Origin of the sequence: Nocardioides jensenii JCM 1364 = NBRC 14755 (genome assembly GCF_001552535.1) — a bacterium.
Taxonomy (GTDB): Bacteria; Actinomycetota; Actinomycetes; order Propionibacteriales; family Nocardioidaceae; genus Nocardioides; species Nocardioides jensenii.
Map to the genome: position 1 here is coordinate 1 of NZ_BCRJ01000059.1, position 23,356 is coordinate 23,356.

The window sequence follows — 23,356 nt, forward strand, 5'->3', positions numbered from 1 at the left end:
CACCGATCTGCGGCATAGCCTGAGTGAACTGGCCGACGAGGCGCCACGCACGTTGGACGCCAGCGAGCTCTGGGCCTACCGGCATGTCGTGACGCCCTTGCGGTGAACGCCTGGGGCTCCTGGGGGAGTCAGGCCTTGCGCTGCATGCGGTACGCCGCCTCGAGGGCGCGCCGCAGCGCCATGTCGTTGCCATGGGTCAGCGAGGCCTGCACCTTGTGGTGCGCCTCCATCGCGGGCGGCACCCCGAACGTCTCCGGGTGTGCGGCCGTCAGCTCCTCGCGCAACGACGGAGCGCACCGGATGGTCAGGGTCGTCCTGTCCTCGAGTCGTGCCACCAATCGGTTGTCGACGTACCACGCCGGCCGTTCAGCGGTGCCCTTGCGCCGGCACCGCGCCAGTGACTCGAGGAACTCCGCGACGGTGTCGGCATTCATGCCGTCGACCGTACGCCGCCCACGCCCCATCAGGGGAGCAGCAGCATCACGTCGCCGAACTCGTGCCAGAGGTAGTCGGGTGAGCCGGTCTCGGTGACGGCGGCGTACCCGGCGTCGACCAAGGGGCGACCGGCGACCGCCTCGAGCAGATCGAGGTGGCTGGCCTCGGGCTCGTGCAACCCGCTGAGCAGGCCGTCGACGACGCGCGCTGGGCGATCGGGTCCGAGCACGAGCGAGGTCCAGCCGTCGGTCGGCACCACGCGTCCGGAGGAGCCGGCCGTCTCCAGCGCTCGTACGACGGTCGTGCCCACCGCGACGATGCGTCGCCCGACGGACCGGGTGCTGTTCACCAGTCGCGCGGTCGCCTCAGGCACCATGAACCGCTCCGGCTGCGGCGGTTCGTGAGCCTCCTGGCTGGACACGCCGGTGTGCAACACGATCGGAGCCACCGCGACGCCGCGGGCCATGAGCCTGACCAACAGCTCGGCGGTCAGTGGTCGACCCGCGCTGGGCATCTCGGCGCTCCCGGGCTGCTCGGCGTACGAGTTCTGCAGCATCGACAGCGGCCATGCGCCCTCGACGTACGGGTAGCGGATCGGCCGTCCCTGCTCCCACAGGTAGTCGGCCCGGTCCAGCCGAGGCGTCGGGGCCGCGCGCCAGAGCCGGGACTGGCCCGCGGGATGCGGCCCCAGGAGCCGCAGACGGACGCCGCCGGGAAGACGCAGCTCCTCGTCGGTGCAGACCAGGTCGGGTCCCAGTTGGTCGGGTCGGCGCACCTCGACCACCCAGGTGCCGTCATCGAGCTCGGTCGAGACGTGGAGGACGGCGTCTCGGCCGCGTCGGTGGAAGTCGACCGCGGCCGGCAGAGTGGCGCTGGTGTTCACCACGAGCAGGTCGCCGGGGTGCAGCAGGTCGGGGAGATCGCTGGCACGTAGGTGCTGCACCCTGGCACTGCTCACGGAGGCCAGCCGTACGGCGTCCCGGGCGATGCCTCGAAGCTCGGGTGGTACGGCGGCCTCGTGGCTGCTCGGAACGTTGAATCGCTCGGTGGGCTGGGCGCTCATGCGACCACCTCCACACTCAGCTGATGCCGGCCGGAGGCGTCGTCGTCGAGGAGGAGGGAGACCAACGCGGGAGCCACCGTCGTGGGCAGGGGGCGATCGCTGATGTCCTCGCCGGGGAACGCCGCCTGGTGCATGGCCGTGCGCATGTCACCGGGATCGACCGTCAGCACCCGGACGTCGGGCTCCTCGACGGCGAGGATCCTGCCCGCATGCTCGAGCCCGGCCTTGGCGCTGGCGTAGCCGCCCCAGCCCTCGTAGACCTCGACGGCGGCGTCCGAGGTGATGTTGAGGACGGTGCCGTGCCGCTCGCGCAGTGAGGGCAGGAGGTCGCGGACGAGGGCCAGGGGCGCGACCAGGTTCACCTCGAGCACGTGGGAGAAGACGGCCGACTCCAGATCGGCGAACCGGGGGAGTGGACTGGCGCCGAGCGTGCTGGCGTTGTTGGCCAGCAGGTCGACGCCGCCCAGTGCTTGGACGGCAGACCGCAACGCCAGGCGGTGTCCCGGGTCTGACACGTCCCCGGCGATGGCCACATGGTCGACGCCGGTCAGGGTCGCCGTGGCTGCCCGGAGGTCGGTGTCGTTGCGTGCGTCGAGGACCAGGGTCCATCCACGGTCGGCGAGTTCGCCGGCCAGGGCGAGACCGAGTCCGCGGGAGGCACCGGTGATGAGTGCGACAGGCATGGTGGTCGGGATCTCCTTGATCGATGTGATCGGACACCACGAGCCTGCAAGTTGAAGTTAAGTTGAAGTCAAGGCCTTGCCGGCAGCTTTCTTGTGCTCGGCGTCAAGGACGCCCGGAAGGCGGTCGACCAAGTCGCTCAAGCCCAGTTCGGTCGCCACCTCGACCATGCGCGGCAACATGCCCGGGCTCAGGGTCGCCTCGCAGTTCGCCAGGGCGCCCAGCGCCGCATCGTCAAGTCCCGCGAGTGCGGGCAACGCCGCATCCCAGGCGTCATAGTCGTGCAGGGAGCGGGCGAAGGCGTTGAGTCCTGACGCGTCGAGGGCGGTGATCAGCGGCACCAGTCGCTCCTGACTGGCCGGCGAGACTGAGGCGACCAAGGTGACGGCGTCGGCGTAGAGCTCGTCGGCATGGGCGGCCCGGATCGCCTCGACGAGGCGTTCGTCCTCGATGCGCTGGACCAAGGTGTCGAGCGCGTCGAGATCCTCGGCGAACAGCGCCACCTGGAGCAGGTCGCGGCCGGTTGCGGCACGCACCACCCCGAGCGCCGTGTCCGCCTCGATGACCGAGACGAACCTGCCCAGGGCGACGTACTCCTTGCGCTCGACGAGTGTGCGGCCGACCTCGAGAACGGTGGCCGACGGAATACGGCCCAGGATCGGCGCGGCGCGGACAGGGTCGAGCGCGGTGGCGAGATCGGCGAGGTAGGTCGAGCTGAGGTGTCCCGCGAGCTTGACCGCAACGTCCGGCTCCATCACGGCAGCGACGCGCGCGCCCAGCAGCGGGGAGAGGGCGAGCTGTGCGATGCGTGCGCTCAGGGGCGCCGGCACGGCGCCGGCGAGCTTGGCGATGCGGCGGAAGCGGGACTCGTGCTGGTGGAAGATCGCCTCGCCGACCGCGACGCGAAGGGTCTTGATGTCAGCGGGCGGCACCTCGACGAGCGCCGAGAGCTCGGCATCGGCGACGTTCAGGACGTCGGCCAGCTTGATGATCTCGACGCGGTTCGCGAGGGACGTCATGCGTCCTCCCCGGGGAAGAGCAGGGCCTTGGCGCGGCCACGCAGGGGCCGGGGGACCGCGGTGAGCGTGGCCCGGAGGCCTGACTCCACGGCCTCCGCCTCGGCGGCGAATACGGCCGCGACCAGCATGTCGAGGTGCGCGACCTCGTCGGGACTGCAGGCGCTGAACGCGGCCAGCTCGTCGACGCTCGTGCCGAGCCGTTCGGCGAGTGCGGAGACATCGGTCGATGCCATGGTGGTCCTCTCCTCGATGACGAAGCCCGCTCACGGTACTCGTTGCCGGGGGGCACGAGCGGTAGATCCGCCGGCACGGGACTCGGTGTCGAGCCCCGCGTCGGCAGGGTTGCCCCGGTCGGGGGACGGCCTCGGGCATCAGGGAGCCAAGGGAGTGGCGGCCGCACGAACGGGTAGGTTGACGTCATGATCGTGGCGTTCAGCATCTCTCCGACGGCGGGCGACGAGACGGGTGGCGTGGCCGAGGCCGTCGCTGCCGCCGTGCGCGTGGTCCGCGAGTCCGGCCTGCCCAACGAGACGAACGCGATGTTCACCAACATCGAGGGTGAGTGGGACGAGGTGATGGCGGTCGTCAAGCGCGCCGTCGACGTCGTCGCCGAGGTGTCGCCTCGCGTCGGTCTCGTGCTCAAGGCCGACATCCGTCCCGGGTACGACGGCCAGCTCACCGCCAAGGTGGAGCGGGTCGAGCGCGCCCTGGCCGAGGACCAGTGATGGCTGGCCGCCTGCTGCTGGCCGCGATCGCTGCCGTTCTGGTGGTCTTCGGCGCCGTCGCGATCCCGCTGGTCCTTGCCGATGACTCCTCCGGATCCGGTGACGATCTGGCCGGAGTGATGGGGCCGGCGAACGGCGTCCACGACCAGGACTTCGACGAGGAGTCCGCGAACCTCTCCGCGGTGAAGACCTTCCAGGCCGAGGGACTGATCCACGAGACTGGTGAGATCGAGTACGACGAGTCGCCGCCGACTGGTGGCCCCCACGACCAGGTGTGGCTCGAGTGCGGCGTCTACGACCGTGAGGTGCGTGAGGAGAACGCCGTGCATGCGCTCGAGCACGGAACCGTCTGGATCACCTACGACCCGGCCCTTTCCGACGACGAGATCGACCAGCTCGCCGACGCGCTTCCGGACGAGGGCATCCTCTCCCCGTACGGCGACCAGGAGGCGCCCGTGGTGGTGACCGTCTGGAACGCCCAACTGGCTCTCGACGGTCCCGACGACCCGCGGCTGGCCCTCTTCATCGAGAAGTACGGCGACGGCAGCACCTCGCCCGAGCCGATGGCGAGCTGTCACGGCGGTGTCGAGATGTTCGAGGACGCCGGCACCGGCGCCTGATCGACGTGACGCATTCGACCGCCACTTTTCCGTCCGATCGTTCGAACAGGTGATCGAACAGGCGTAGTCTGGCGGCATGGCCGCGCACGTTCCACCACCGGGTTGGCCGGCCCGCGTCCGACCACCGGAGGCCCCACTCTGGGAACGCAGTGCGGAGAACTGGCTGCTCGACGTCTGCCCACCCGAATACCGCGGCTACCCCACGTTGCGACGCCACATCGTGGTGCTGGCTCGCTTCGCCGTGCTCCATGTCGCCGGAGCCCAGGTGGCCTGCGACCGCGGCCTCAGTGAGGCCCGCGCCGAGCTTCGCGACGTCACGGATCCCGATGTCGTCGAGGCGGCCATCGAGACCTGGCACCGCGAGTCGGCCCGGTTGCTGCGCTTGCGACGCGAGGTGGCGCTCGTGGAGGACGCGTTGCGCGGTCGGCGATTCGTGGCCCGTCTCTGACCGATCCCCTCACCCGGCCCGACTCGCCGCCTTCGCCCGGGACGCCAGCCGGTCGAGGGGAGCAGTAGCCTCGCCACCATGCATGAGTTCTCGAGCGTCCTGCTGGTCGATGCCCGCGGCTGGATCCTGATGCAGGAGCGCGACGAGCATCCGGTGATCGATCCGGACTGCTGGGGCTTTCCGGGCGGCCACCTGGAAGGTGCCGAGGACCCGCTGGCCGGTGCCCTGCGTGAGTTCGTCGAAGAGACAGGTGTCGCACTCGCCGTCGGCGACGTCGTGGCCTGGCGCGACGTGCACGTGCACCACGAGGCCTACGGAACCGACGACGTGATGCACCTGTTCGTCGGGGCCACCGCCCTCACCGACGCGGACATCACCTGCAACGAGGGCCGGCGGATCGTCTTCGTCGACCCACACGACGTCACTTCTCTTCCCCTGACCGCGGCCACCGGACTCGTGCTGCCCGACTTCCTGGCCTCCCCGGACCACGCCCGACTGAGCACCGCTGCGAAGGAGCTGTCATGAGCATCACCGTGATCCAGGTCCCCGGGCCCGGCGCCGAGGACGTCGTGGTGGGCACCTCCGGCCCCGATGAGGGAGCCGTCTTCACCGGCACCGCGGACGGCATGCTGTTCCGTGTCTCCCACGACGGCCGCCGGATCACCCGGGTGGCCGAGACCGGGGGCCGGCCACTTGGCATCGAGCTGCTCCCGGACGGACGGCTGTTGGTCTGCGATGCCCACGCCGGACTCCTCTGCGTCGACCCACGCACCGGGTCCCTCGAGACCCTGGCCGACTCGGTCGACGGCCTGCCGTTCGTCTTCTGCAACAACGCGGCCGTCACGGTCGACGGAGACATCTGGTTCTCGGACAGCTCGACGCACTTCGGCATCGAGCAGTGGAAGGACGACTTCGTCCAGGACACCCGCACCGGACGCCTGCTGCGACTCGACAGCAGCGGCACGCTCGAGGTGGTGCTCGATGGTCTCGCCTTCGCCAACGGCGTCGCCCTCGCGGCCGACGAGTCGTTCGTCGCGGTCGCGGAGACCGGCGCGCGCACCGTCGTACGCCACTGGCTCACGGGGGAGCGGGCCGGTCGGCGTGACTACCTGGTGCAGGACCTGCCGGGCTACCCGGACAACATCGCCCGCGGCAGCGACGGCCTGATCTGGGTCACCATCGCCTCACCCCTCGACCCGGTCGTCGAGCGCCTGCAGAAGGCCCCGTTGTGGCTGCGGCGGACCGTGACCAAGGTGCCCGTGGCGCTGCAGCCCAAGCCGAAGCGCACCGTCCGCGTCCAGGCGTACGACGACCGCGGGGTGCTCGTGCACGACGTCGACGCGGACACTCCCGACTTCCACATGGTCACCGGAGTCCGTGAGCACGAGGGCCGGGTGTGGATGGGCAGCCTCCACGAACCGGCGATCGCCCACGTCGACCTCCGCTAGGGGGTCGGAGCGCCTGGGATCGGGTTGCAGGCGACGATGCCACCGCTCTCGAACGCCATCTGGGCGCCGAGCCTCTCATCGCGGAACGTCGCCTCGGTGATGACCGCGGAGCCGTCGGCCTCGACCGAGTCCACGTCGACGAAGTCGCTCAGCGGTTCCAACGTCCTGGGGTCTGTGCCGTCGCGCAACCACTTCTCACGCGCCTTCGCGTCGCTCACGGCCGCGTCGCCGGAGGAGAAGAGGAGGACCGACTGTGAGACCACGTCGTCGCCGTCGGGCACGAGGAAGTAGGCGGACGCCTCCGGGGTGCCGAGCTGGTCGGCTCCGGTGTCCTTCATCGGCTGCTCGAGGGCGTCGGGGTCTGTCGTGGTGGCGGCCCTGCCGAGTCGACAGGCCCGGTCGCCGAGGGCCACATGGGCGAACTCGGGGCGGTCGGCTTCGGCGAACAGGTCGGGGACCGTGTCGCTGTCGGCCAGGGAGTCCGCGTCGCCGTCCACCACGTCGACCACGGGCCCGGGGTCACGACTGACCACGAGCAGGTGCTCGTCCTCGATGACGGTGACGTCCAGGAAGGTCCCCGGGTAGTGGTCGGCCATGGTGCCGTTCACGTCGGCGAGGTCGGGGCCACCGGTGAACCGGTCGTGGCCGCCCACCGAGCTCTTCTCGTAGCCTGAATCGGCCAGGTCGTCGGTGACGTCGTCCAGGTCGATCTCGTCGTCGAGCCGGTAGACCTCCCAGTAGTCACCATCATCCTCGCTCTCCCCTCGGGTGCCGGAGACGTACCAGTCGACGTCGAACTCGTTGAACGGAGCCTCCTCCATGACCTGGAGGTACTGGGCCAGCGGAGTGGCGACCAGGCTGTCGCGGGCCTTCGAGCGGAATCGGTCGAGGTCCCGGTCCGAGAAGTCGTGCCCGATGTCGTCGAGCCCCGTGCGTTCGGCCCAGGCGTCGCGGTCGACGAACTCGATCGTCGTGGTGTCCTCGGGGAGCACCCCGAGGGCGGCCGAGGCACTCCCGGGGCCGGTCAGGAGAACGACGGCCAGGACACCGCCGCCGACGACAGCGACTCCACAGCCACCCGCGATCAGGGCCTTCGTGCGCTTCTGCATGGTTCCTCCGAGAATCAGGGGGTCGGCCGGGTTTGCGGACCGGACCCGGCCGGGTCAAACTACCCGGGTCCGACCGGCTCACACCTGGACACGGGCACGACTAGACTCGGTCGGGCAACCCGGTCGACCGGGTGCCGCGCCCACATCGCCGACAGACGTAAGGACCCCCGCATGGGATACCTGGAGTCGATCACGACCCCGCGTGACCTGCGTGACCTCTCCACCGATCAGCTCACCGCGCTGGCCGACGAGATCCGTGACCTGATGATCCGGACCGTGGCCACGAACACCGGTCACCTCGGGCCCAATCTCGGGGTGGTCGAGCTGACCCTCGCCATGCACCGCGTCTTCGACAGTCCTCACGACAAGGTCGTCTTCGACACCGGGCACCAGTCCTACGTGCACAAGCTCGTCACAGGGCGTGCCGGAGCCTTCGACACCTTGCGCAAGGAGGGCGGCCTCAGCGGCTACCCGAGCCGGACGGAGTCCGAGCACGACCTGGTCGAGAACTCGCACGCCTCGACGGCGCTGTCCTACGCCGACGGCCTGGCCAAGGCCTTCCGGATCCGCGGCGAGGACCGCCACGTCGTCGCGGTCATCGGCGATGGAGCCCTCACCGGGGGCATGGCGTGGGAGGCCCTCAACAACATCGCGATCGCCCATGACAGTCGTCTGGTGATCGTGGTCAACGACAACGAACGTTCCTACACACCCACCATCGGCGGGCTCGCCACGGCCCTCACCTCGCTGCGCACGAATCCCCGCTACGAGGCTGTGCTCGAGCAGGTCAAGAGACGGCTGAACGCGGTCCCGGGCGTCGGCCCGGCGGCGTACGACGCCCTGCACGCGATGAAGAAGGGCATGAAGGACGCCCTGGCCCCGCAGGGCCTCTTCGAGGACCTCGGCCTGAAGTACGTCGGCCCGGTCGACGGCCATGACCAGGTTGCGGTCGAGCAGGCTCTGGCCCATGCGAAGCGCTTCGGTGGTCCGGTGATCGTGCACGCGATCACCCGCAAGGGCGAGGGCTACGACCCGGCCGTGCGACACGAGGCCGACCAGTTTCACTCGCCCGGACCCTTCGACGTCCAGACCGGCAGGGAGAAGCCGAAGGCCCCCATCTGGACCGACTACTTCGCCGACGAGATGGTGGAGATCGGCCGACGTCGCGAGGACGTCGTGGCGATCACCGCCGCGATGATGCACCCGGTCGGGCTGCACCGCTTCGCGCAGGAGTTCCCCGACCGCACCTTCGACGTCGGCATCGCCGAGCAACATGCCGCCACCTCGGCTGCCGGCCTGGCCATGGGCGGACTGCACCCCGTGGTCGCCCTCTACGCGACCTTCCTCAACCGAGCCTTCGACCAGGTGCTGATGGACGTCGCACTACACAGGTGCGGCGTGACCTTCGTGCTCGACCGCTCCGGCGTGACCGGTGACGACGGCGCCAGCCACAACGGCATGTGGGACATGTCGATCCTGCAGGTCGTGCCCGGCCTGCGCGTGGCGGCTCCGCGTGACCGGACCCGGTTGATCGAGCTGCTCAACGAGGCGATCGAGGTCGACGACGCGCCCACGGTGGTGCGCTTCCCGAAGGGGCCGCCACCCGACGACATCCCCGCACTGGACACGGCCGGCGGCACCGACGTCCTCGTGCGCACCGGCAAGCATGACGTGCTCATCGTCGCCATCGGATCGATGTGCACCACGGCCGTCGAGGTGGCGGACCGTCTCGTGGCCCAGGGCATCGGTGTCACCGTGATCGACCCGCGGTGGGTCAAGCCGGTCGATCCGGCCATCGTCGGGCTGGCCAAGGAGCATCGTCTGGTCGTCAGCATCGAGGACAACGGGATCGTCGGCGGCTGCGGTGCGGTGTTGCTCCAGACCCTCAACGAGGCCGGCGTCGATACCCCGTTCCGGCTCCGCGGGATCCCGCAGCAGTTCCTCGACCATGCCAAACGCGGCGCCATCCTCGAGCGCATCGGGCTCACACCTCAGGCACTCGCACTGGGCATCGTCGAGGACATCACGGCGGTCACCGATGGCAGAGCCTTGGTCGATGCGGACCGGGGTCGGTAGTGAACTTCACCGAAGATTCGTCGTGCGGCCCACGGTCCCCCGGTGATGAGCACTAGCGGGTTCCGGGAGGGAATCGCGCAGCTCATTGCGGGAGTGCTGCTGCTGGCAGGACTCACCGGGTGCTCCTGGGGAGGGGACGAACCGGAGGCGGCAGCGTCGGCGGAGACGGCGGATCAGGCCACGTCGATCACGCAACTGCTGCAGCGCCGTGCCGCAGCGGTGCGAGCCGGCGACAGGACTGCCTTCCTGGCCGACGTGGACCCCACCCGCACCGCGTTCGTGAAGGCGCAGACACGCTACTTCGACAACCTGCGCGAACTGCCCCTGGGCCGCTTCGCGTATGTCGTCCCGACGGGTGCTGTGACCCCGGCGGCCAACGGTCGTCTGCGAGCGACGATCTCCGTGATGCTCCGGTTGCGCGGCTTCGACGCAGTGCCGGTCGAGACCCCGGCCCGCTACACGTTCACCAGCACCGACGATGGCCGCATTCTCCTGGCCGGCGTCCGAGACCGTCGTTGGGAGCAGCAGAACGACATCGACCCCGCTCCCTGGGACCTGGGCCGGATCGAGGTCGAGTCGACCCCGCACGTGCTCGGGATCTTCGACCCGGACAGCGTGGACGCGGCCTACCAGATCATGGACTCGGTCGAGGACGGCATCACCGTGGTCAGCCAGGAGGTGCCGTTGAGGTGGTCCGGCAAGGTGGTGGTCTACGCACTCTCAGACATTGATGTGCTGCGAAGTCTCGACAACCTGCCCGGCGGTGACCCTGACCGGTTGGACGGCGTGGCCTTCCCGGTGCGGGCCGGACCGGGTTCACACAAGCTGGCCAGCACCCGCTTCATGCTCCACCCGAGGATGATCTACCGCAATGACGCCACCCGCGACCGTCTCATCCGGCACGAGCTGACGCACGTCGCGATCGGACGGCGCGACGACTCCGTGCCGACCTGGCTGTCGGAGGGCATTGCCGAGTACGTCTCCGTGCAACCGATCGCGACCTATGACCGGATGATCTCGCGCGATGCGGTGGAGGTCGCTCGGCGTGGGCTCGACGTGCTTCCGGCTGACGCCACCTTCAACGGACCCGAGTCGGGCTCGAACTACGGGGTGGCCTGGTATGTCTGCGAGTACATCGCGAGCACGTGGGGAGAGGAGTCCCTCTGGCGACTCTTCGACGAGATGCGTCGTGGGCAGGGAACGAGCGAAGCGGGCCAGGACACGGTGCTCCGCGAGGTTCTGGGCGTCGACTCCGGTGAGCTGGCCCGTGGGGCCGGGAGCAAGATCCTGGCCACGTTCGGCTGATTCCGCGATCGACGCGGAGCCCTGTGACGGCCTACGTTGGTCTGCCATGAACGTCTTTCGAACCAAATCGGTCGAGCAGTCAATCGCCGAAACCGATGAGCCGGAGCACCGACTGAAGAAGAACCTCGGGGCTCTGGATCTGGTCGTCTTCGGTGTCGGCGTGATCATCGGTGCCGGAATCTTCGTCTACACCGGGCAGGTGGCCGCTTCCAATGCCGGTCCCGCCATCGCGATCTCGTTCCTGATCGCCGGTGTCGCATGTGCCCTGGCGGCGCTGTGTTATGCCGAGTTCGCCTCGACCGTGCCTGTCGCCGGTAGTGCCTACACGTTCTCCTACGCCACCCTGGGCGAGCTCGTCGCCTGGATCATCGGTTGGGACCTCGTGCTTGAGTTCACCGTCGGTGCCTCCGCCTTGGCCGTCGGCTTCTCCGGCTACCTCCAGAACGTCCTGTCCGACACCCCGTTCGCCATCCCCGAGCAGATCGCCAGCGCGGACGCGGGTGTGGTCAACCTGCCCGCCGTGGTCATCTCCCTGTTGGTGGCCTGGGTGCTGATCATGGGCATCAAGCTGTCCAGTCGGATCAACCAGGTCGTCGTTGCGATCAAGCTGGTCGTGGTGGCCGCAGTGATCATCGTCGGCATCGGCTTCATCAAGGTCTCGAACTACACGCCGTTCATTCCGGCGTCCAAGGATCCGGGAGAGACCAAGGGCGGGTTCATGGATCTGCCCCTGGTGACCAGCCTGTTCAACCTCGAACCGGCGGTCTTCGGCGTGGCTGGCATGATCGCCGGCGCCTCGATCGTGTTCTTCGCCTTCATCGGCTTCGACGTGGTGGCCACCACCGCGGAGGAGACCAGGAACCCCCAGCGCGACGTGCCGATCGGCATCCTCGGCTCGCTCGCCATCGTGACCGGGCTCTACATCGCGGTCAGTCTGGTGATCACCGGAATGCAGCCCTACACCGAGATCGATCCGAAGGATGCCGCGCCGCTCGCGACGGCCTTCGACGCCGTCGACATGTCGTGGATGGGCGACCTGATCGCAGTGGGCGCCTGCATCGGCCTCACCGTCGTCGTGCTGATCCTGATGCTGGGCCAGACCCGGGTCGCCTTCGCCATGGCCCGCGACGGGCTGCTGCCCCAGGGACTGGCCAAGGTGCACCCGACCCACGGAACGCCGTACCGCGTCACGATGATCACCGGTGTGCTGGTCGCCGGCATGTCGGGCTTCGTCTCCTTCGAGACCCTGGGCCACCTGGTCAGCATCGGCACGCTGTTCGCCTTCATCCTGGTCAGCATCGGTGTCGTCGTGCTCCGTCGCCAGCGCCCGGACCTGCCGCGCTCGTTCCGGACGCCGGCGGTCACCCTGGTGGCGACCCTGGCCGTCCTGCTCTGCCTCTACCTGATGCTCAACCTGACCGGTGGCACCTGGGTCAGGTTCGGCGTCTGGATGGTGATCGGTCTGGTCGTCTACTTCGCGTACGGCGCACGCAACAGTCGCGTGGCCACCGGAGAGACGGCGCCGGTCCCGGCACCCGAGAACCTCTGAACGGCGACGACGCAGCTGCCCGTCGTGCGGGCCGGGGCGTCAGCTCTCGGTCTCGGACGATGTCGTCTCGGGCGACGCGGTCTCAGACGACGCGGACCGGCGTACGGCCCGCAGCCGTGAAGTCCCAGACCTTGAACGACATCGCCCGGCTCAACCGGATGCAGCCGTGGGAGGCGGCCATGTTGGTGCCGAGCATCCAGTCCGCGTGGATCTGGGCGCCCGACGACATCGACCGCGGAATCTGGTGGAAGCCGAACCCGCACGCGGCGAAGCGGATGAAGTTGTCCAGCCAGACGGAGCCGCTGCGGTTCAACCGGATCCGGGCAGCGCGACCGCAGTAGGAACCGGTTCCGTAGGAGCCCCGGGCGAGCTCCCCGGCGTTGTCGATCATGCCACCCTGGGCGATCGTGCGGCCGGCCGGGCCGACCAGCCAGACCCAGTTCTGCTTCTGGCTGATCACGATGCGGCGACCCGTGCCGGACCGCGCGGGCACCGGTCGTACGTCGCACCTGCGGGCGTTGTCGGCGTACAGCCTGGTCCTGGTGGTCGTGGTGAGCGTGCCGGTCTGGGCGAAGCCGTGACGCGACTGGAAGCGGATGATCGCTGACCTTGTCCAGTTGCCAGCCTGGCCGTCGACCGGCCCGGCACTGCAGCCGAGGGCGTTGAGCCGTCGCTGGGCGCGCTCGGTGGCCGTCAGCGCGGCGGCTGGCTGGGCAGGGGCGTCGGCCGAGACGGTGCCCGAGGCGGAGAGGCTCGACGCGTGAGACGGGGCGGGCCCAGCGAGTGCGGTGACGATCGCCAGGGCCAGGACTGCCAGGAGCTGCTTCATGGTCGTGGTCTCCCGAAACGTGTGAGGGGCGCCGGGCGAATACGCCCGACACCCCTTGAGACGCACCGGGGGACCGAAAGGTTGCCGAAGGTCAGAGGTTCTCCCCGAGCGGAAGGCGGGTCCTTCTCGTCGAGGTCGGGCAGGTCCTGTGGCCGCTGCCGGCCCCCGACGATCAGGTACGCCGCCCGGTGCAGCGCAGGGGCGCGGAATGGTTCGCCGCGAATCGTGGCAGGTCGGCGACCGGTCCGCCACGAGTGACGTGTGGCACTGGGCACGTGCGGTTCGAGGAACACATCGCCCGCGGAGGGCGTTGCGCCACTAGGCTCGTAGACGACCGTTGCTGTGGGAAGGGATATCCGTGAAGTTGGTACACGTTGTGGACGAGGTGCCCGGCCTCGAACCCGGCACCAGGCTACCCATGGTGCTGGCGCTCCACGGGTTCCTCGATGCCGGCAACGCCGGGTCCGTGGCGGCGGAGCACCTTGCCCTCGCCGGCACCGGTCCGGTCGTCGCCACCTTCGACATCGATGTCTTCCACGACTACCGAGCCCGGCGTCCTGCGGTCACGTTCGTGCGCGACCACTACGAGGACTATGACGCGCCGCGACTCGTCGTCCGCCTGATGAGGGACGCGGTCGATCAGCCCTACCTGCTGCTTGCCGGCCCCGAGCCCGACACACGGTGGGAAGGATTCACCGAAGGGGTGCGCGAGGTGGTCGAGCGCTTCGACGTCGATCTCGTGGTGGCCATGGGATCCGTGCCGATGGCGGCGCCACACTCGCGACCGCTCGCGGTCACCCAGCACGCCAACCGCACCGAGCTGCTGACCCGCCGCAATCCCTGGCTCGGTGAGATCCGGGTGCCGGCCTCGGCCCAGGCCCTGCTCGAGATCCGGTTGAAGGACCATGGCCACGACATGACCGGCTACGTCGCACACGTGCCCCACTACCTGTCCCAGTTCGACTACCCGGTGGCCGCACTCAGGCTGCTCGAGGGCGTGGAGGAGTCGTCCGGTCTGTCCTTCGACCTCGACCCGCTCAAGATCGCCGCCGACGACAAGGAGCAGGAGATCGCGACCTATCTGGCCGACAACTCCGACGTCGCCGAGATCGTGGCGGGCCTCGAGCAGCAGTACGACGCCTTCGCCCGCTCCGAGGACGCCGGCAGCAGCCTGCTCGCCGAGGACGGCGAGATTCCCAGTGGCGACGAGATCGGCGAGCAGTTCGAGCAGTTTTTGGCCGGGCTCGAGGGCCCGGACGGAACCAACTGACCAAGAGAGGTTCACCCGGTGCCCAAATCGGCGGAGGAGCTCAGCGAGCTCCTCGACATCGAGAACATCGACGTCAATCTCTTCCGCGGCCGCCAGCCGGACACAGAGCTGCAGCGCGTCTTCGGCGGCCAGGTCGCGGCCCAGGCCCTGATCGCGGGAGCCAGGACCGTCGACGAGCGCTTCCGTGCCCATTCGTTGCACTCCTATTTCCTGCGGCCCGGCGACACCGCGGTGCCGATCGTCTACGACGTGGAGAACCTGCGTGACGGCCGCTCGTTCGCGACGCGCCGTGTCGTCGGTCGACAGCACGGCAGGCCGATCTACCTGATGTCGGTCAACTTCCAGGTCGAGGAGGAGGGTCTGGAGCACCAGGACGTGATGCCGGTGGTGCCGGCGCCCGACGAGACCCGCCCGCTGGCCGACCTGTTCCGGGCGCGGGGCGCCGGGCACTCCGACGGGTGGGAGCGCGAGTGGGCCGCGATCGACGTCCGCTACATCGGGAACTCCCGCGTGGGCGGCGTCGTGGTGGACGACACCGAGCCGGCACGGGCACAGCTGTGGGTGCGCATCGGTGGACGGCTCTCCGATGACCCGCTCGAGCACCAGGCCGCCTTCACGTATGCCAGTGACATGACGTTGATCGGGGCGGCGTTGATCCCGCACGACAAGTACGTCGTCTCACCCGGCATGCAGGTGGCCTCCCTCGACCACACGATCTGGTTCCACCGCCCGTTCCGTGCCGATGAGTGGTGGCTCTTCGACCAGCACTCGCCGTCCGCATCGGGTGGTCGCGGCCTGGCCCTGGCCCGGGTGTTCACCGAGAGCGGAGACCTGGTGGCCACGGTCGCCCAGGAGGGTCTGATCCGCGACCACGGAGACCCCGCATAGCACTACACGGTTGTGATTCGTGACAGACACGCCGTGCTCGGGTTATGTTTGAGCGCTCCTGTGGCTGGAGGCATCTGGTGTTGCACTTGTGACGTGTGTGACCGGCCACGAATGTCTTCGTGGAAGGTCACCGAATGCACGTGCGCGGAACAACGATCGGCCTTGCCGGCGCGACGGCGCTCGCGGTCGGGTTGGCCATGGTCCCTGTCGGATCGGCAGCCACGGCGGACCCGTCGGCACGCAAGGTCACCCTGGTCACCGACTACGAGATGCCCTTTCCCTGCGGTCAGACGTGGTCCGGCACCAGCCGCCGCAACCACAGCCCGAGCAGCCTGGCGATCGACTGGAACCGGGCCGACGACATCGACGACCCGGTGGTGGCCAGTGCTCCGGGCGTGGTCACCACGGCCGACAAGGTCGACAACAGCGGCTACGGCCGTTGGGTGGTCATCGACCACGGGAACGGCGAGGACTCGTTGTACGCCCACCTGCGCACGATCACGGTGACCGTCGGCCAGCGCGTCGACCAGGGCATGCAGATCGGTACCGTCGGCTCCACCGGCAACTCGACCGGCGCCCACCTGCACTTCGAGGAGCGCAAGTCACGCACGGTGGTGCAGCCGTTCCTGCACCGTCTCCAGTTCAGGTTCGGCACCTCGCTGGCCTCCAGCAACTGTGTCGACGTGCCCGTCGCGGGCAAGTGGCTCAACCGGCGCACCGCGTCCCTCGGCGTCTATCGGCGTGCCAAGGCCGGCCAGTTCCTGATCAGGCGACCTGACGGCTCGACCCTGGCCAAGCAGATGGGCACGGTGACCGACGAGCCAGTGGTCGGTGACTGGGAGGGCAACGGGGTGGTGAACCCCGGGGTGTGGACACCGGCGACCCGCACGTTCCAGCTCAGGATCGGCTCCCGCACCACCCGGATCGTGTATGGAGCGGCGACCGACAAGCCGGTCGCGGGGGACTGGGACGGCGACGGCACCTGGGAGGTCGGCGTACGACGCCCGTCGACGTCGACGTTCCTGCTGCGCTCGGCGACGGGTTCCTCGAGGAGCGTGCGCCTGGGCGATGCCAACGACCTGCCGGTCCTGGGCGACTGGGACGGTGACGGTGTGACCGACCTGGGTGTCTATGACCAGACCACGTCGCGGTTCACGCTGCGCAAGGTCGACGACGAGGGCACCGTGTGGTTGGGCGCCATCACGTTCGGCGCTCGCGGCGACCTGCCGGTCGCGGGGGACTGGGACGGCAACGGGCGCACCGATCTCGCCGTCTGGACGCCTTCGACCGCGACGTTCACCCAGCGGATCGCGACCACGGCGACCACGGCCGACGCCCGATCGCTCACGACGTTCCGTTACGGCCGCCGCCGCTGAGTCGAACCCGAGTCGAGTGCTGAAGTGGTTGCCGGAGCAGCCGGCTCAGCACTCGACCCGGGGTCAGAGTGCGGTGGTGCGACCCAACAGGTGGGGGGCGCCCGACTTCGGGTTGGTCACCGCGAACTCGACGCCGTTCACGTCCTGGCGGGAGCCGAACTGCACCGTTCCGGGCAGGAAGATCGGCTTCTTGAAGCCGACCTCGACCTGGACCGCGTCGGGCAGACGGTTCTCGATCGCGGCGATGGCCCGCGCCTTGGTCCACATGCCGTGGGCGATGTGCCGCGGGAAGCCGAAGGCTTTCGCGGTCAGCGGGTGGAGGTGGATCGGGTTGCTGTCACCCGAGACCGCGGCGTAGCGCCGACCGAGGTCCGAGCCGAGACGCCAGGTGGCGGCGCCGTGCTCGACCGGGCTGAACTCGGTGCCCTTCTCCCCGTTCTCCTTGTCGCCCTTGCCGATGCGCAGGTAGGTCGACGTGCTCTCCCAGACCGTCTCTCCGTCGGCCTCGACGGTGACGGACATGTCGAAGACGCGACCCTTGCTGTGTGCTCGCAGGTTCTCGGCCTTGGCGGTCGCGGAGACCGTCTCGCCGATGCGGACCGCGCGCAGCTGGGCGATCCGGTTCTCCAGGTGCACCGTGCCGATGGCCGGGAACGGGAACGCCTGGTCGGTCATGATCGCCATGTGCAGCGGAAAGGCGACCATGTGCAAGTAGGGGACCGGCACGGTGTCCTTGACCGGGAACCCGCAGACCGCGGCGTACGCCGACACGTGGTCGCGTTCGATGAGCACGTCGTCACGGCGTACGGCGAGATCGGGCAGCTCGCGACTGGTCTTCTTCACACCGGGCAGCTGGTTGACCACGGGCAGGGTCGGCAGGGCTGCGCGGAGCATGCTGCCCACGCCGCCCGCGGAACCGGACAGGTGTCGCACCTCGGTGGCCATCTCAGGCACCGAGCATCATCTGGCCGCAGACGCGGACCACGTTGCCGTTGACGGCGGTGGAGGCCGGATTGGCGTACCAGGCGATGGTCTCGGCGACGTCGACCGGCAGGCCGCCCTGGCTCATCGCGTTGAGGCGCTGGCCGACCTCGCGGGTGGCGAAGGGGACCGCGGCGGTCATCGCGGTGATGATGAATCCGGGGGCCACGGCGTTGATCGTGATGCCGTTCTTCAGCTCTCCCGCGAGCGAGTCCACGAAGCCGATGACGCCGGCCTTGGAGGCGGCATAGTTGGTCTGGCCCACGTTGCCGGCGATGCCTGCGATGGAGGCGACGCCGACGATGCGGCCGTTGTCGTTGATCGCACCCGCGGCGAGCAGCTCGCGGGTGATCAGCTCGGGAGCGGTCAGGTTCACCGCGATCACCGAGGACCAGCGGTCCTCGGCCATGTTGGCGAGCTTCTTGTCGCGGGTGATGCCGGCGTTGTGCACGACGATGTCGACACCGCCGTGGTTCTCCTTGACGTAGTGCGCGATGCGCTGCGGGGCGTCGGCGTGGGTGATGTCGAGGGTCAGGCTGTCGCCGTTGAGCTCCTTCATCACCGACTGCAGCTCGCTGGCCGCCTGGGGCACGTCGATGCCGAGCACGGTGGCGCCGTCACGGTGCAGCACCCGGGCGATCTGCTCGCCGATGCCGCGGCTGGCGCCGGTGACGATCGCGATCTTGCCGGCCAGGGGGCGCTCCCAGTCGCTGATCGCGACGGCCTTCTTCTCGCCCTGGGTGCCGATGCGGACGACCTGGCCCGAGACGTAGGCCGACTTGGGGGAGAGCAGGAACGCGAGAGTGGAGTCGATCGACTTCTCGGCACCGGGCGCGACGTAGACGAGCTGGGCGGTGGAGCCCTTGCCGACCTCCTTGCCGAGCGAGCGGGTGAAGCCCTCGAGCGCGCGCTGGGCGACCTTCTCGCCGTCCTTGACCAGTTCGGGCGCGGTGCCCAGCACGACCAGGCGCGAGCACGGGGCCAGGCTGCGCATCAGCGGGGTGAAGAACTGCTGGAGTGCGACCAGGTCGGCCGACGAGGTCAGGCCAGTGGCGTCGAAGACGAGGCCCTTGTACTTCTGACTGTCTTCGGCCTGCTCGGTGTTGGAGATGCCGAGTCGGTCCAGAGCCTCGGTCAGGGCCAGCCGGCCGGCGCCACCCACGACGACGGTGCCGTCGACCAGGGGTGCACCCTCGGTCCAGCGGTCGAGCTCGACCGGGTTCGGGAGGCCGAGGTTCTTGACCACCAGCTTCCCGATGGTGGACTTGGTGAAGGACTGGTAGCGGTCGCTCATGGTTGATCTCGTCCTTGTCGACGTTGGGGTCGGGGTGGCCCGCAAGGAGCCTGATGACATCGTATGTAACTAGAGGTGTAACTCGGAGTCCACTTTTCGTGATCTCTGACTCATTGCTTTCCCTGGCTTGCCCTCAGCGGCAAGGATAGGCAGACCCGAACCAACAGGAGTGACACATGCAGGCCAAGACCCGCCGCGTGGCCATCATCGGTGGCAACCGGATTCCGTTCGCCCGGTCGAACACCGTCTACGCCGAGGCGTCCAACCAGGAGATGCTCACCGCCGCCGTCGACGGTCTGGTCGAGCGCTTCGGCCTCGAGGGCGAGCAGCTCGGCATGGTTGTCGGTGGCGCCGTCATCAAGCACTCGCGTGACTTCAACCTGGTCCGCGAGGTCGTGCTCGGCTCCAAGCTCAACGCCCGTACGCCAGCCGTGGACATGCAGATCGCCTGCGGCACCGGCCTGCAGGCCGTGATCACCGTGGCGAACCTGATCGCCCTGGGTCAGATCGACTCCGCCATTGCCGGTGGGTCCGACACCACGTCCGACGCCCCGATCGCGATCAGCGAGAAGCTCCGCAAGAAGCTGATCAAGGTCAACCAGCAGCGGGACACCAAGGAGAAGCTCAAGAAGCTGCTCGCGATCCGGCCCGGCGACATCGGCGTCCTCCCGCCGGCGAACATCGAGCCGCGCACCGGCCTCTCGATGGGCGACCACCAGGCCCTGACCGCGCTCGAGTGGGGTGTCACCCGCGAGGCCCAGGACGAGCTCGCCGCCGCGTCGCACCAGAACCTCGCCCGTGCCTGGGACGAGGGCTTCATGGACGACCTCGTCACCCCGTTCCGTGGTGTCGAGCGCGACAACCACATGCGTCCCGACTCCACGGTCGAGAAGCTGGCCAAGCTCAAGCCGGTCTTCGGCAAGGGCGAGGCCGCCACAATGACCGCGGGCAACTCGACGCCGCTCAGTGACGGCGCGTCCGCCGTACTGCTCGCCTCGGAGGAGTGGGCCAAGGAGCGAGACCTTCCGGTGCTCGCCTACATCACCGCCTACGAGACGTCGGCCGTCGACTACGTCGGTGGCGACGAGGGTCTGCTGATGGCCCCGGCGTACGCCGTCTCCGACATGCTCGAGCGCGAAGGCCTGTCCCTGCAGGACTTCGACTACTACGAGATCCACGAGGCCTTCGCGGCCCAGGTGCTCTCCACGCTCAAGGCCTGGGAGGACCCGGTGTTCTGCAAGGAGCGTCTCGGCCGTGACAAGCCGCTCGGCGTGATCGACCGCAGCAAGCTCAACGTGAACGGCTCCTCGCTGGCCGCGGCGCACCCGTTCGCCGCGACCGGCGGCCGGATCGTTCCGGTGCTCGCCAAGCTGCTTGCGCAGAAGGGCTCGGGCCGCGGCCTGATCTCGATCTGTGCGGCCGGTGGCCAGGGCGTCGTCGCGATCCTCGAGCGCCCCTGAGGTTGACCTGACCGTCCGTTACTGCCCGATCGACACGATGTTTCGTGTCGATCGGGCAGTTTCACAGGCGGGCCTGTGAAACTGCCGGGCTCGAACCAGGCTCAGTGGATCGGGCTCCCGGCCAGGGCCAGGCTGGTGTCCACCAGGTAGCGGCGTACCTGGTCGACCGAGATCGGGGCGATGGTCGGGATCCCGGGAGCCAGCTCCTTGATCAGCATGCCGACACGGGCCAGCTGCAGTGCGCCGAACCCGGTCGCATACATGTGGTTGGCCAGCAGGTTGGTGTCCTCGACGGCGAAGACTCCGTCGGCGACCCCCTCGTCCAGGGTCGAGCTGAGCATCGTCAGGCAGGCGGCGATGCCGCGGCCGAGCCGGAACAGTGCGGACTCGCTGATCTCGTCGAGCAGCTCGGGACCGGGGCGGCGCATCAGCGCCTGGGCGCAGTCGACGAAGGCGGGGAACTCGATGCCGAAGTCGACGAAGCACTCGACGAGGGCGGCGAGACGTGCGCGGGGCGGACCACCCGCGGCAACGACTGCCTCCATCCGCTCGCGCAGCTCGTCGAGGTAGCCGACCAGGGTGAGGGCGAAGAGCTCCTCCTTGCCGGAGAAGTGGCGGTAGAGGATGGCCCGGTTGGTGCCGACCGTCTTCGCGATCTCGTCGATGTGGACGTCGCGCACTCCGCGCTCGTCGAAGAGGGCCCGGGTGGCGGCGAGGATCTCCGCCTCCCGCTTGCGACGGCGGGTGGCCGCGGCGGTCCGTCGCGTCGGTGCCTCGGCGGTGGTCTCCTTGCTCATGGAAGCAGTCTACGGGTTCGTGTAACTGGGTGTCGCACAGCATGTTGACGGCTGTCTCGAAGTTGGTGCCCCGGCGCCGGGCCGCACGCCCGGGTGGGCGATAGGTTGTGGCGGTGCAGGAGCGTGAGTGGCGTCCGGACTGGCCGTGCCCCGTCGGTCAGATCCTGGCTGTGGCGCGACGTGGCGCCGGCGACCCGACGTACCGCATCGAACCGGACGGAGCACACTGGCGCGCGGTCCGAACTCCCGAGGGCCCCGGCACCCTGCGGGTGGAGCAGGGACGGGGGACGCCGGCCATCCGCGCCTCGACATGGGGTCCGGGTGCGACCTGGCTGCTCGAGATGCTGCCCTCCATGCTCGGTGCGGACGACGACTGGACCGGGTTCGAGGCGCGTCATCCCGCGGTCGAGCGGGCTCGGCGCAATCACCCGCACTGGCGGATCGGCCGCACCGGGTTGGTGATGGAGGCGTTGCTGCCTGCGGTGTTGGAGCAGAAGGTCACCGGCCAGGAGGCGTTCCTCGGATTCAGGCGGCTGGTGCGGCGGTACGGCGAACGCGCGCCGGGCCCGCACGAGGATCTGTGGCTGCAGCCGACTCCTCGACGACTGGTGGAGATCCCGTCCTGGGAGTGGCTCGCGATGCACGTCGACGGCGCCCGCTCCCGCACGGTCGTCGGTGCGGCCCGGGTGGCGCGAGCGCTGGAGCGGACCACGGGACTCGACCGCCTCGAGGCCGACCGGAGGCTGCGTTCGGTGCCCGGCATCGGAGTCTGGACCAGCGCGGAGACGCGGGTCCGGGCCCACGGCGATCCCGATGCGGTCAGCTTCGGGGACTACCACGTGGCCAAGGACATCGGGTGGGCACTCACGGGCGCTCCGGTCGACGACACCGGTCTGGCCGAAATCCTTCGGGAGTGGAGCGGGCATCGCCACCGTGTGCAGGCGCTGCTCGCCCTGGACGGTCAACATCGACCACGCCGGGGACCGCGAATGGCGCCGCGGCGTCATTTACCTGGATAGGTTTACGTCAAGCAGTGAGACGTCAGTGGCTTACATGTCCAAGTTGGCGTAACTTCGTTTCGGCTCAGGCGTTGGCACAACGACGGATCGACCTCAGAGAGCGGGAACCTATGGCATCGCAGGCAGGTGGATGGGTCTCCGGCTCGTTGCCGGGACGCGTCGCATCAGACCTGGGTGGCCGGATCCGGAAGGGCATCGAGACGGCGGGGGCGATGATCGTCCTGGCCATCGAGGCGACGACCAGTGCTGCCAAGGACATGGTCGCGCGCAAGTTCTCCTGGTCGGAGTTCCTGCTCCAGGCCTGGTTCATGGCGCGGGTCTCGGTCCTGCCCACGATCCTGGTGGCGATCCCGTTCGGCATCATCGTCTCCATCCAGGTGGGCGGCGTGGCGGCCCAGATCGGTGCCCAGTCGTTCTCGGGTGCGGTCAACGGCATCGGCGTGCTGCGTCAGGGCGCTCCTCTGGTCACCTCGATCATGATCGCCGGCGCAGTCGGTGCGGCGATCACCTCCGACCTCGGTGCCCGCACCATCCGCGAAGAGGTCGACGCACTCAAGGTGATGGGCATCAACCCGGTCCAGCGCCTCGTGGCGCCGCGCGTGGTGGCAGCCCTGGTCGTCGCCTTCTTCCTCAACATCATCGTGGCCGCGACCTCGATCACCACCGGCTACATCCTCAACGTCGGCGGTGGTCAGGTCAGCTCCGGCACCTACATCGCGGCGTTCGTCTCCTTCGCCCAGCCCACCGACCTGTTCCTGGCCAGCTTCAAGGCCCTGATCTTCGGGTTCATCGCCACGATCGTGGCCTGCCACAAGGGGCTCACTGCCAGCGGTGGCGCCAAAGGGGTGGCCGATGCGGTGAACGAGGCGGTGGTGATCAGCGTCATCGCCCTGGCCATGGTCAACGTGGCCCTGACCCAGGCCTACGTCATGCTCGCTCCGGCCAGGATCGCGTGAGGAGCCCG

24 protein-coding genes are annotated in these 23,356 nt (G+C 68.9%); 14 read left to right on the plus strand and 10 right to left on the minus strand.

The features are described 5' to 3' along the window. Positions 1-128: 128 nt before the first annotated feature. From NJ4_RS13490 to NJ4_RS13510, 5 genes are read right to left on the minus strand one after another with little or no spacing between them, the layout of a single operon-like run. Positions 129-434: an MmcQ/YjbR family DNA-binding protein gene (locus NJ4_RS13490; RefSeq protein ID WP_067435878.1), complete on the minus strand. Its 306-nt coding sequence runs from the start codon at positions 432-434 to the stop codon at positions 129-131. A gap of 29 nt (positions 435-463) precedes the next feature. Then, positions 464-1,498, minus strand: a complete 1,035-nt coding sequence (locus NJ4_RS13495) for an S-adenosylmethionine:tRNA ribosyltransferase-isomerase (RefSeq protein WP_067435881.1) — start codon at positions 1,496-1,498, stop codon at positions 464-466. Continuing rightward, positions 1,495-2,181 carry an SDR family NAD(P)-dependent oxidoreductase gene (locus tag NJ4_RS13500; RefSeq protein WP_067435884.1) on the minus strand — a complete coding sequence of 229 codons (687 nt, stop codon included), beginning with the start codon at positions 2,179-2,181 and terminating at the stop codon, positions 1,495-1,497. The genes NJ4_RS13495 and NJ4_RS13500 overlap by 4 nt, the downstream gene beginning before the upstream one ends. A gap of 57 nt (positions 2,182-2,238) precedes the next feature. Continuing rightward, the gene (locus NJ4_RS13505) at positions 2,239-3,198 is read right to left on the minus strand and encodes a hypothetical protein (RefSeq protein ID WP_067435887.1); all 960 of its coding nucleotides are present in this window, start codon (positions 3,196-3,198) and stop codon (positions 2,239-2,241) included. Continuing rightward, on the minus strand, positions 3,195-3,431 hold the full coding sequence (locus NJ4_RS13510) for a hypothetical protein (protein WP_067435890.1): 237 nt from the start codon (positions 3,429-3,431) through the stop codon (positions 3,195-3,197). Before NJ4_RS13510 ends, NJ4_RS13505 begins: the two co-directional genes overlap by 4 nt. A gap of 186 nt (positions 3,432-3,617) precedes the next feature. On the opposite strand from NJ4_RS13510, the gene NJ4_RS13515 reads away from it, so the two are divergent. From NJ4_RS13515 to NJ4_RS13535, 5 genes are all read left to right on the plus strand, one after another. Further along, positions 3,618-3,923, plus strand: coding sequence for a thiamine-binding protein (locus tag NJ4_RS13515; RefSeq protein ID WP_067435894.1), 306 nt, complete (start codon positions 3,618-3,620; stop codon positions 3,921-3,923). Next, positions 3,923-4,543 (plus strand): DUF3105 domain-containing protein, encoded by a 621-nt coding sequence (locus tag NJ4_RS13520; protein WP_067435897.1) that lies wholly within the window; start codon positions 3,923-3,925, stop codon positions 4,541-4,543. The genes NJ4_RS13515 and NJ4_RS13520 overlap by 1 nt, the downstream gene beginning before the upstream one ends. 76 nt (positions 4,544-4,619) lie before the next feature. Continuing rightward, the gene (locus NJ4_RS13525; RefSeq protein ID WP_067435901.1) at positions 4,620-4,991 is read left to right on the plus strand and encodes a hypothetical protein; all 372 of its coding nucleotides are present in this window, start codon (positions 4,620-4,622) and stop codon (positions 4,989-4,991) included. A gap of 78 nt (positions 4,992-5,069) precedes the next feature. Then, on the plus strand, positions 5,070-5,516 hold the full coding sequence (locus NJ4_RS13530; protein ID WP_067435904.1) for an NUDIX domain-containing protein: 447 nt from the start codon (positions 5,070-5,072) through the stop codon (positions 5,514-5,516). Next, the gene (locus NJ4_RS13535; protein WP_067435907.1) at positions 5,513-6,439 is read left to right on the plus strand and encodes an SMP-30/gluconolactonase/LRE family protein; all 927 of its coding nucleotides are present in this window, start codon (positions 5,513-5,515) and stop codon (positions 6,437-6,439) included. Before NJ4_RS13530 ends, NJ4_RS13535 begins: the two co-directional genes overlap by 4 nt. Here the strand turns inward: NJ4_RS13535 and NJ4_RS13540 are convergent. Then, positions 6,436-7,548, minus strand: a complete 1,113-nt coding sequence (locus NJ4_RS13540; RefSeq protein ID WP_067435910.1) for a hypothetical protein — start codon at positions 7,546-7,548, stop codon at positions 6,436-6,438. The genes NJ4_RS13535 and NJ4_RS13540 overlap by 4 nt on opposite strands. Positions 7,549-7,719: 171 nt before the next feature. Between NJ4_RS13540 and dxs the strand changes: the two genes are divergently transcribed. Genes dxs through NJ4_RS13555 form a run of 3 tightly spaced genes read left to right on the plus strand, consistent with a single transcriptional unit; the run spans position 7,720 to position 12,478 of the window. Then, complete coding sequence (dxs, locus tag NJ4_RS13545; protein ID WP_067435913.1) at positions 7,720-9,624, plus strand: 1-deoxy-D-xylulose-5-phosphate synthase; 1,905 nt, start codon at positions 7,720-7,722, stop codon at positions 9,622-9,624. A 42-nt stretch (positions 9,625-9,666) separates the two neighbouring features. Further along, positions 9,667-10,929 carry a gluzincin family metallopeptidase gene (locus tag NJ4_RS13550; protein ID WP_157551127.1) on the plus strand — a complete coding sequence of 421 codons (1,263 nt, stop codon included), beginning with the start codon at positions 9,667-9,669 and terminating at the stop codon, positions 10,927-10,929. A 46-nt stretch (positions 10,930-10,975) separates the two neighbouring features. Next, on the plus strand, positions 10,976-12,478 hold the full coding sequence (locus tag NJ4_RS13555; protein ID WP_067435920.1) for an amino acid permease: 1,503 nt from the start codon (positions 10,976-10,978) through the stop codon (positions 12,476-12,478). 82 nt (positions 12,479-12,560) lie between these two features. On the opposite strand, the gene NJ4_RS13560 is transcribed toward NJ4_RS13555, so the two are convergent. Further along, positions 12,561-13,307 carry a L,D-transpeptidase family protein gene (locus NJ4_RS13560; protein ID WP_082748555.1) on the minus strand — a complete coding sequence of 249 codons (747 nt, stop codon included), beginning with the start codon at positions 13,305-13,307 and terminating at the stop codon, positions 12,561-12,563. Between the two features lie 358 nt (positions 13,308-13,665). Between NJ4_RS13560 and NJ4_RS13565 the strand changes: the two genes are divergently transcribed. The 3 genes from NJ4_RS13565 to NJ4_RS13575 all read left to right on the plus strand — a co-directional run bounded on the left by NJ4_RS13565 (position 13,666) and on the right by NJ4_RS13575 (position 16,841). Beyond that, a complete protein-coding gene (locus tag NJ4_RS13565) occupies positions 13,666-14,577 on the plus strand; it encodes a PAC2 family protein (RefSeq protein WP_245644564.1) in 912 nt (303 codons plus the stop codon). Positions 14,578-14,595: 18 nt separating this feature from the next. Then, the gene (locus tag NJ4_RS13570) at positions 14,596-15,465 is read left to right on the plus strand and encodes an acyl-CoA thioesterase (protein WP_067435923.1); all 870 of its coding nucleotides are present in this window, start codon (positions 14,596-14,598) and stop codon (positions 15,463-15,465) included. Between the two features lie 140 nt (positions 15,466-15,605). Further along, entirely contained in the window at positions 15,606-16,841 is a 1,236-nt protein-coding gene (locus tag NJ4_RS13575; RefSeq protein WP_169799260.1) for a M23 family metallopeptidase, read from the plus strand. 63 nt (positions 16,842-16,904) lie between these two features. On the opposite strand, the gene NJ4_RS13580 is transcribed toward NJ4_RS13575, so the two are convergent. Next, positions 16,905-17,786: a MaoC family dehydratase gene (locus NJ4_RS13580; RefSeq protein WP_067435935.1), complete on the minus strand. Its 882-nt coding sequence runs from the start codon at positions 17,784-17,786 to the stop codon at positions 16,905-16,907. A gap of 1 nt (position 17,787) precedes the next feature. Then, positions 17,788-19,116 (minus strand): 3-oxoacyl-ACP reductase, encoded by a 1,329-nt coding sequence (locus tag NJ4_RS13585; RefSeq protein ID WP_067435940.1) that lies wholly within the window; start codon positions 19,114-19,116, stop codon positions 17,788-17,790. A gap of 176 nt (positions 19,117-19,292) precedes the next feature. On the opposite strand from NJ4_RS13585, the gene NJ4_RS13590 reads away from it, so the two are divergent. Further along, positions 19,293-20,576 (plus strand): acetyl-CoA C-acetyltransferase, encoded by a 1,284-nt coding sequence (locus NJ4_RS13590; RefSeq protein ID WP_067435943.1) that lies wholly within the window; start codon positions 19,293-19,295, stop codon positions 20,574-20,576. Positions 20,577-20,677: 101 nt separating this feature from the next. Here NJ4_RS13590 and NJ4_RS13595 read toward each other — a convergent pair whose 3' ends face one another. Continuing rightward, positions 20,678-21,373, minus strand: coding sequence for a TetR/AcrR family transcriptional regulator (locus NJ4_RS13595; protein WP_067435946.1), 696 nt, complete (start codon positions 21,371-21,373; stop codon positions 20,678-20,680). Between the two features lie 113 nt (positions 21,374-21,486). Here NJ4_RS13595 and NJ4_RS13600 point away from each other — a divergent pair, with 113 nt between their 5' ends. Next, entirely contained in the window at positions 21,487-22,392 is a 906-nt protein-coding gene (locus tag NJ4_RS13600; RefSeq protein ID WP_245644565.1) for a DNA-3-methyladenine glycosylase family protein, read from the plus strand. Positions 22,393-22,502: 110 nt separating this feature from the next. Continuing rightward, positions 22,503-23,348, plus strand: coding sequence for an MlaE family ABC transporter permease (locus NJ4_RS13605; protein ID WP_067435952.1), 846 nt, complete (start codon positions 22,503-22,505; stop codon positions 23,346-23,348). Positions 23,349-23,356 lie beyond the last annotated feature (8 nt).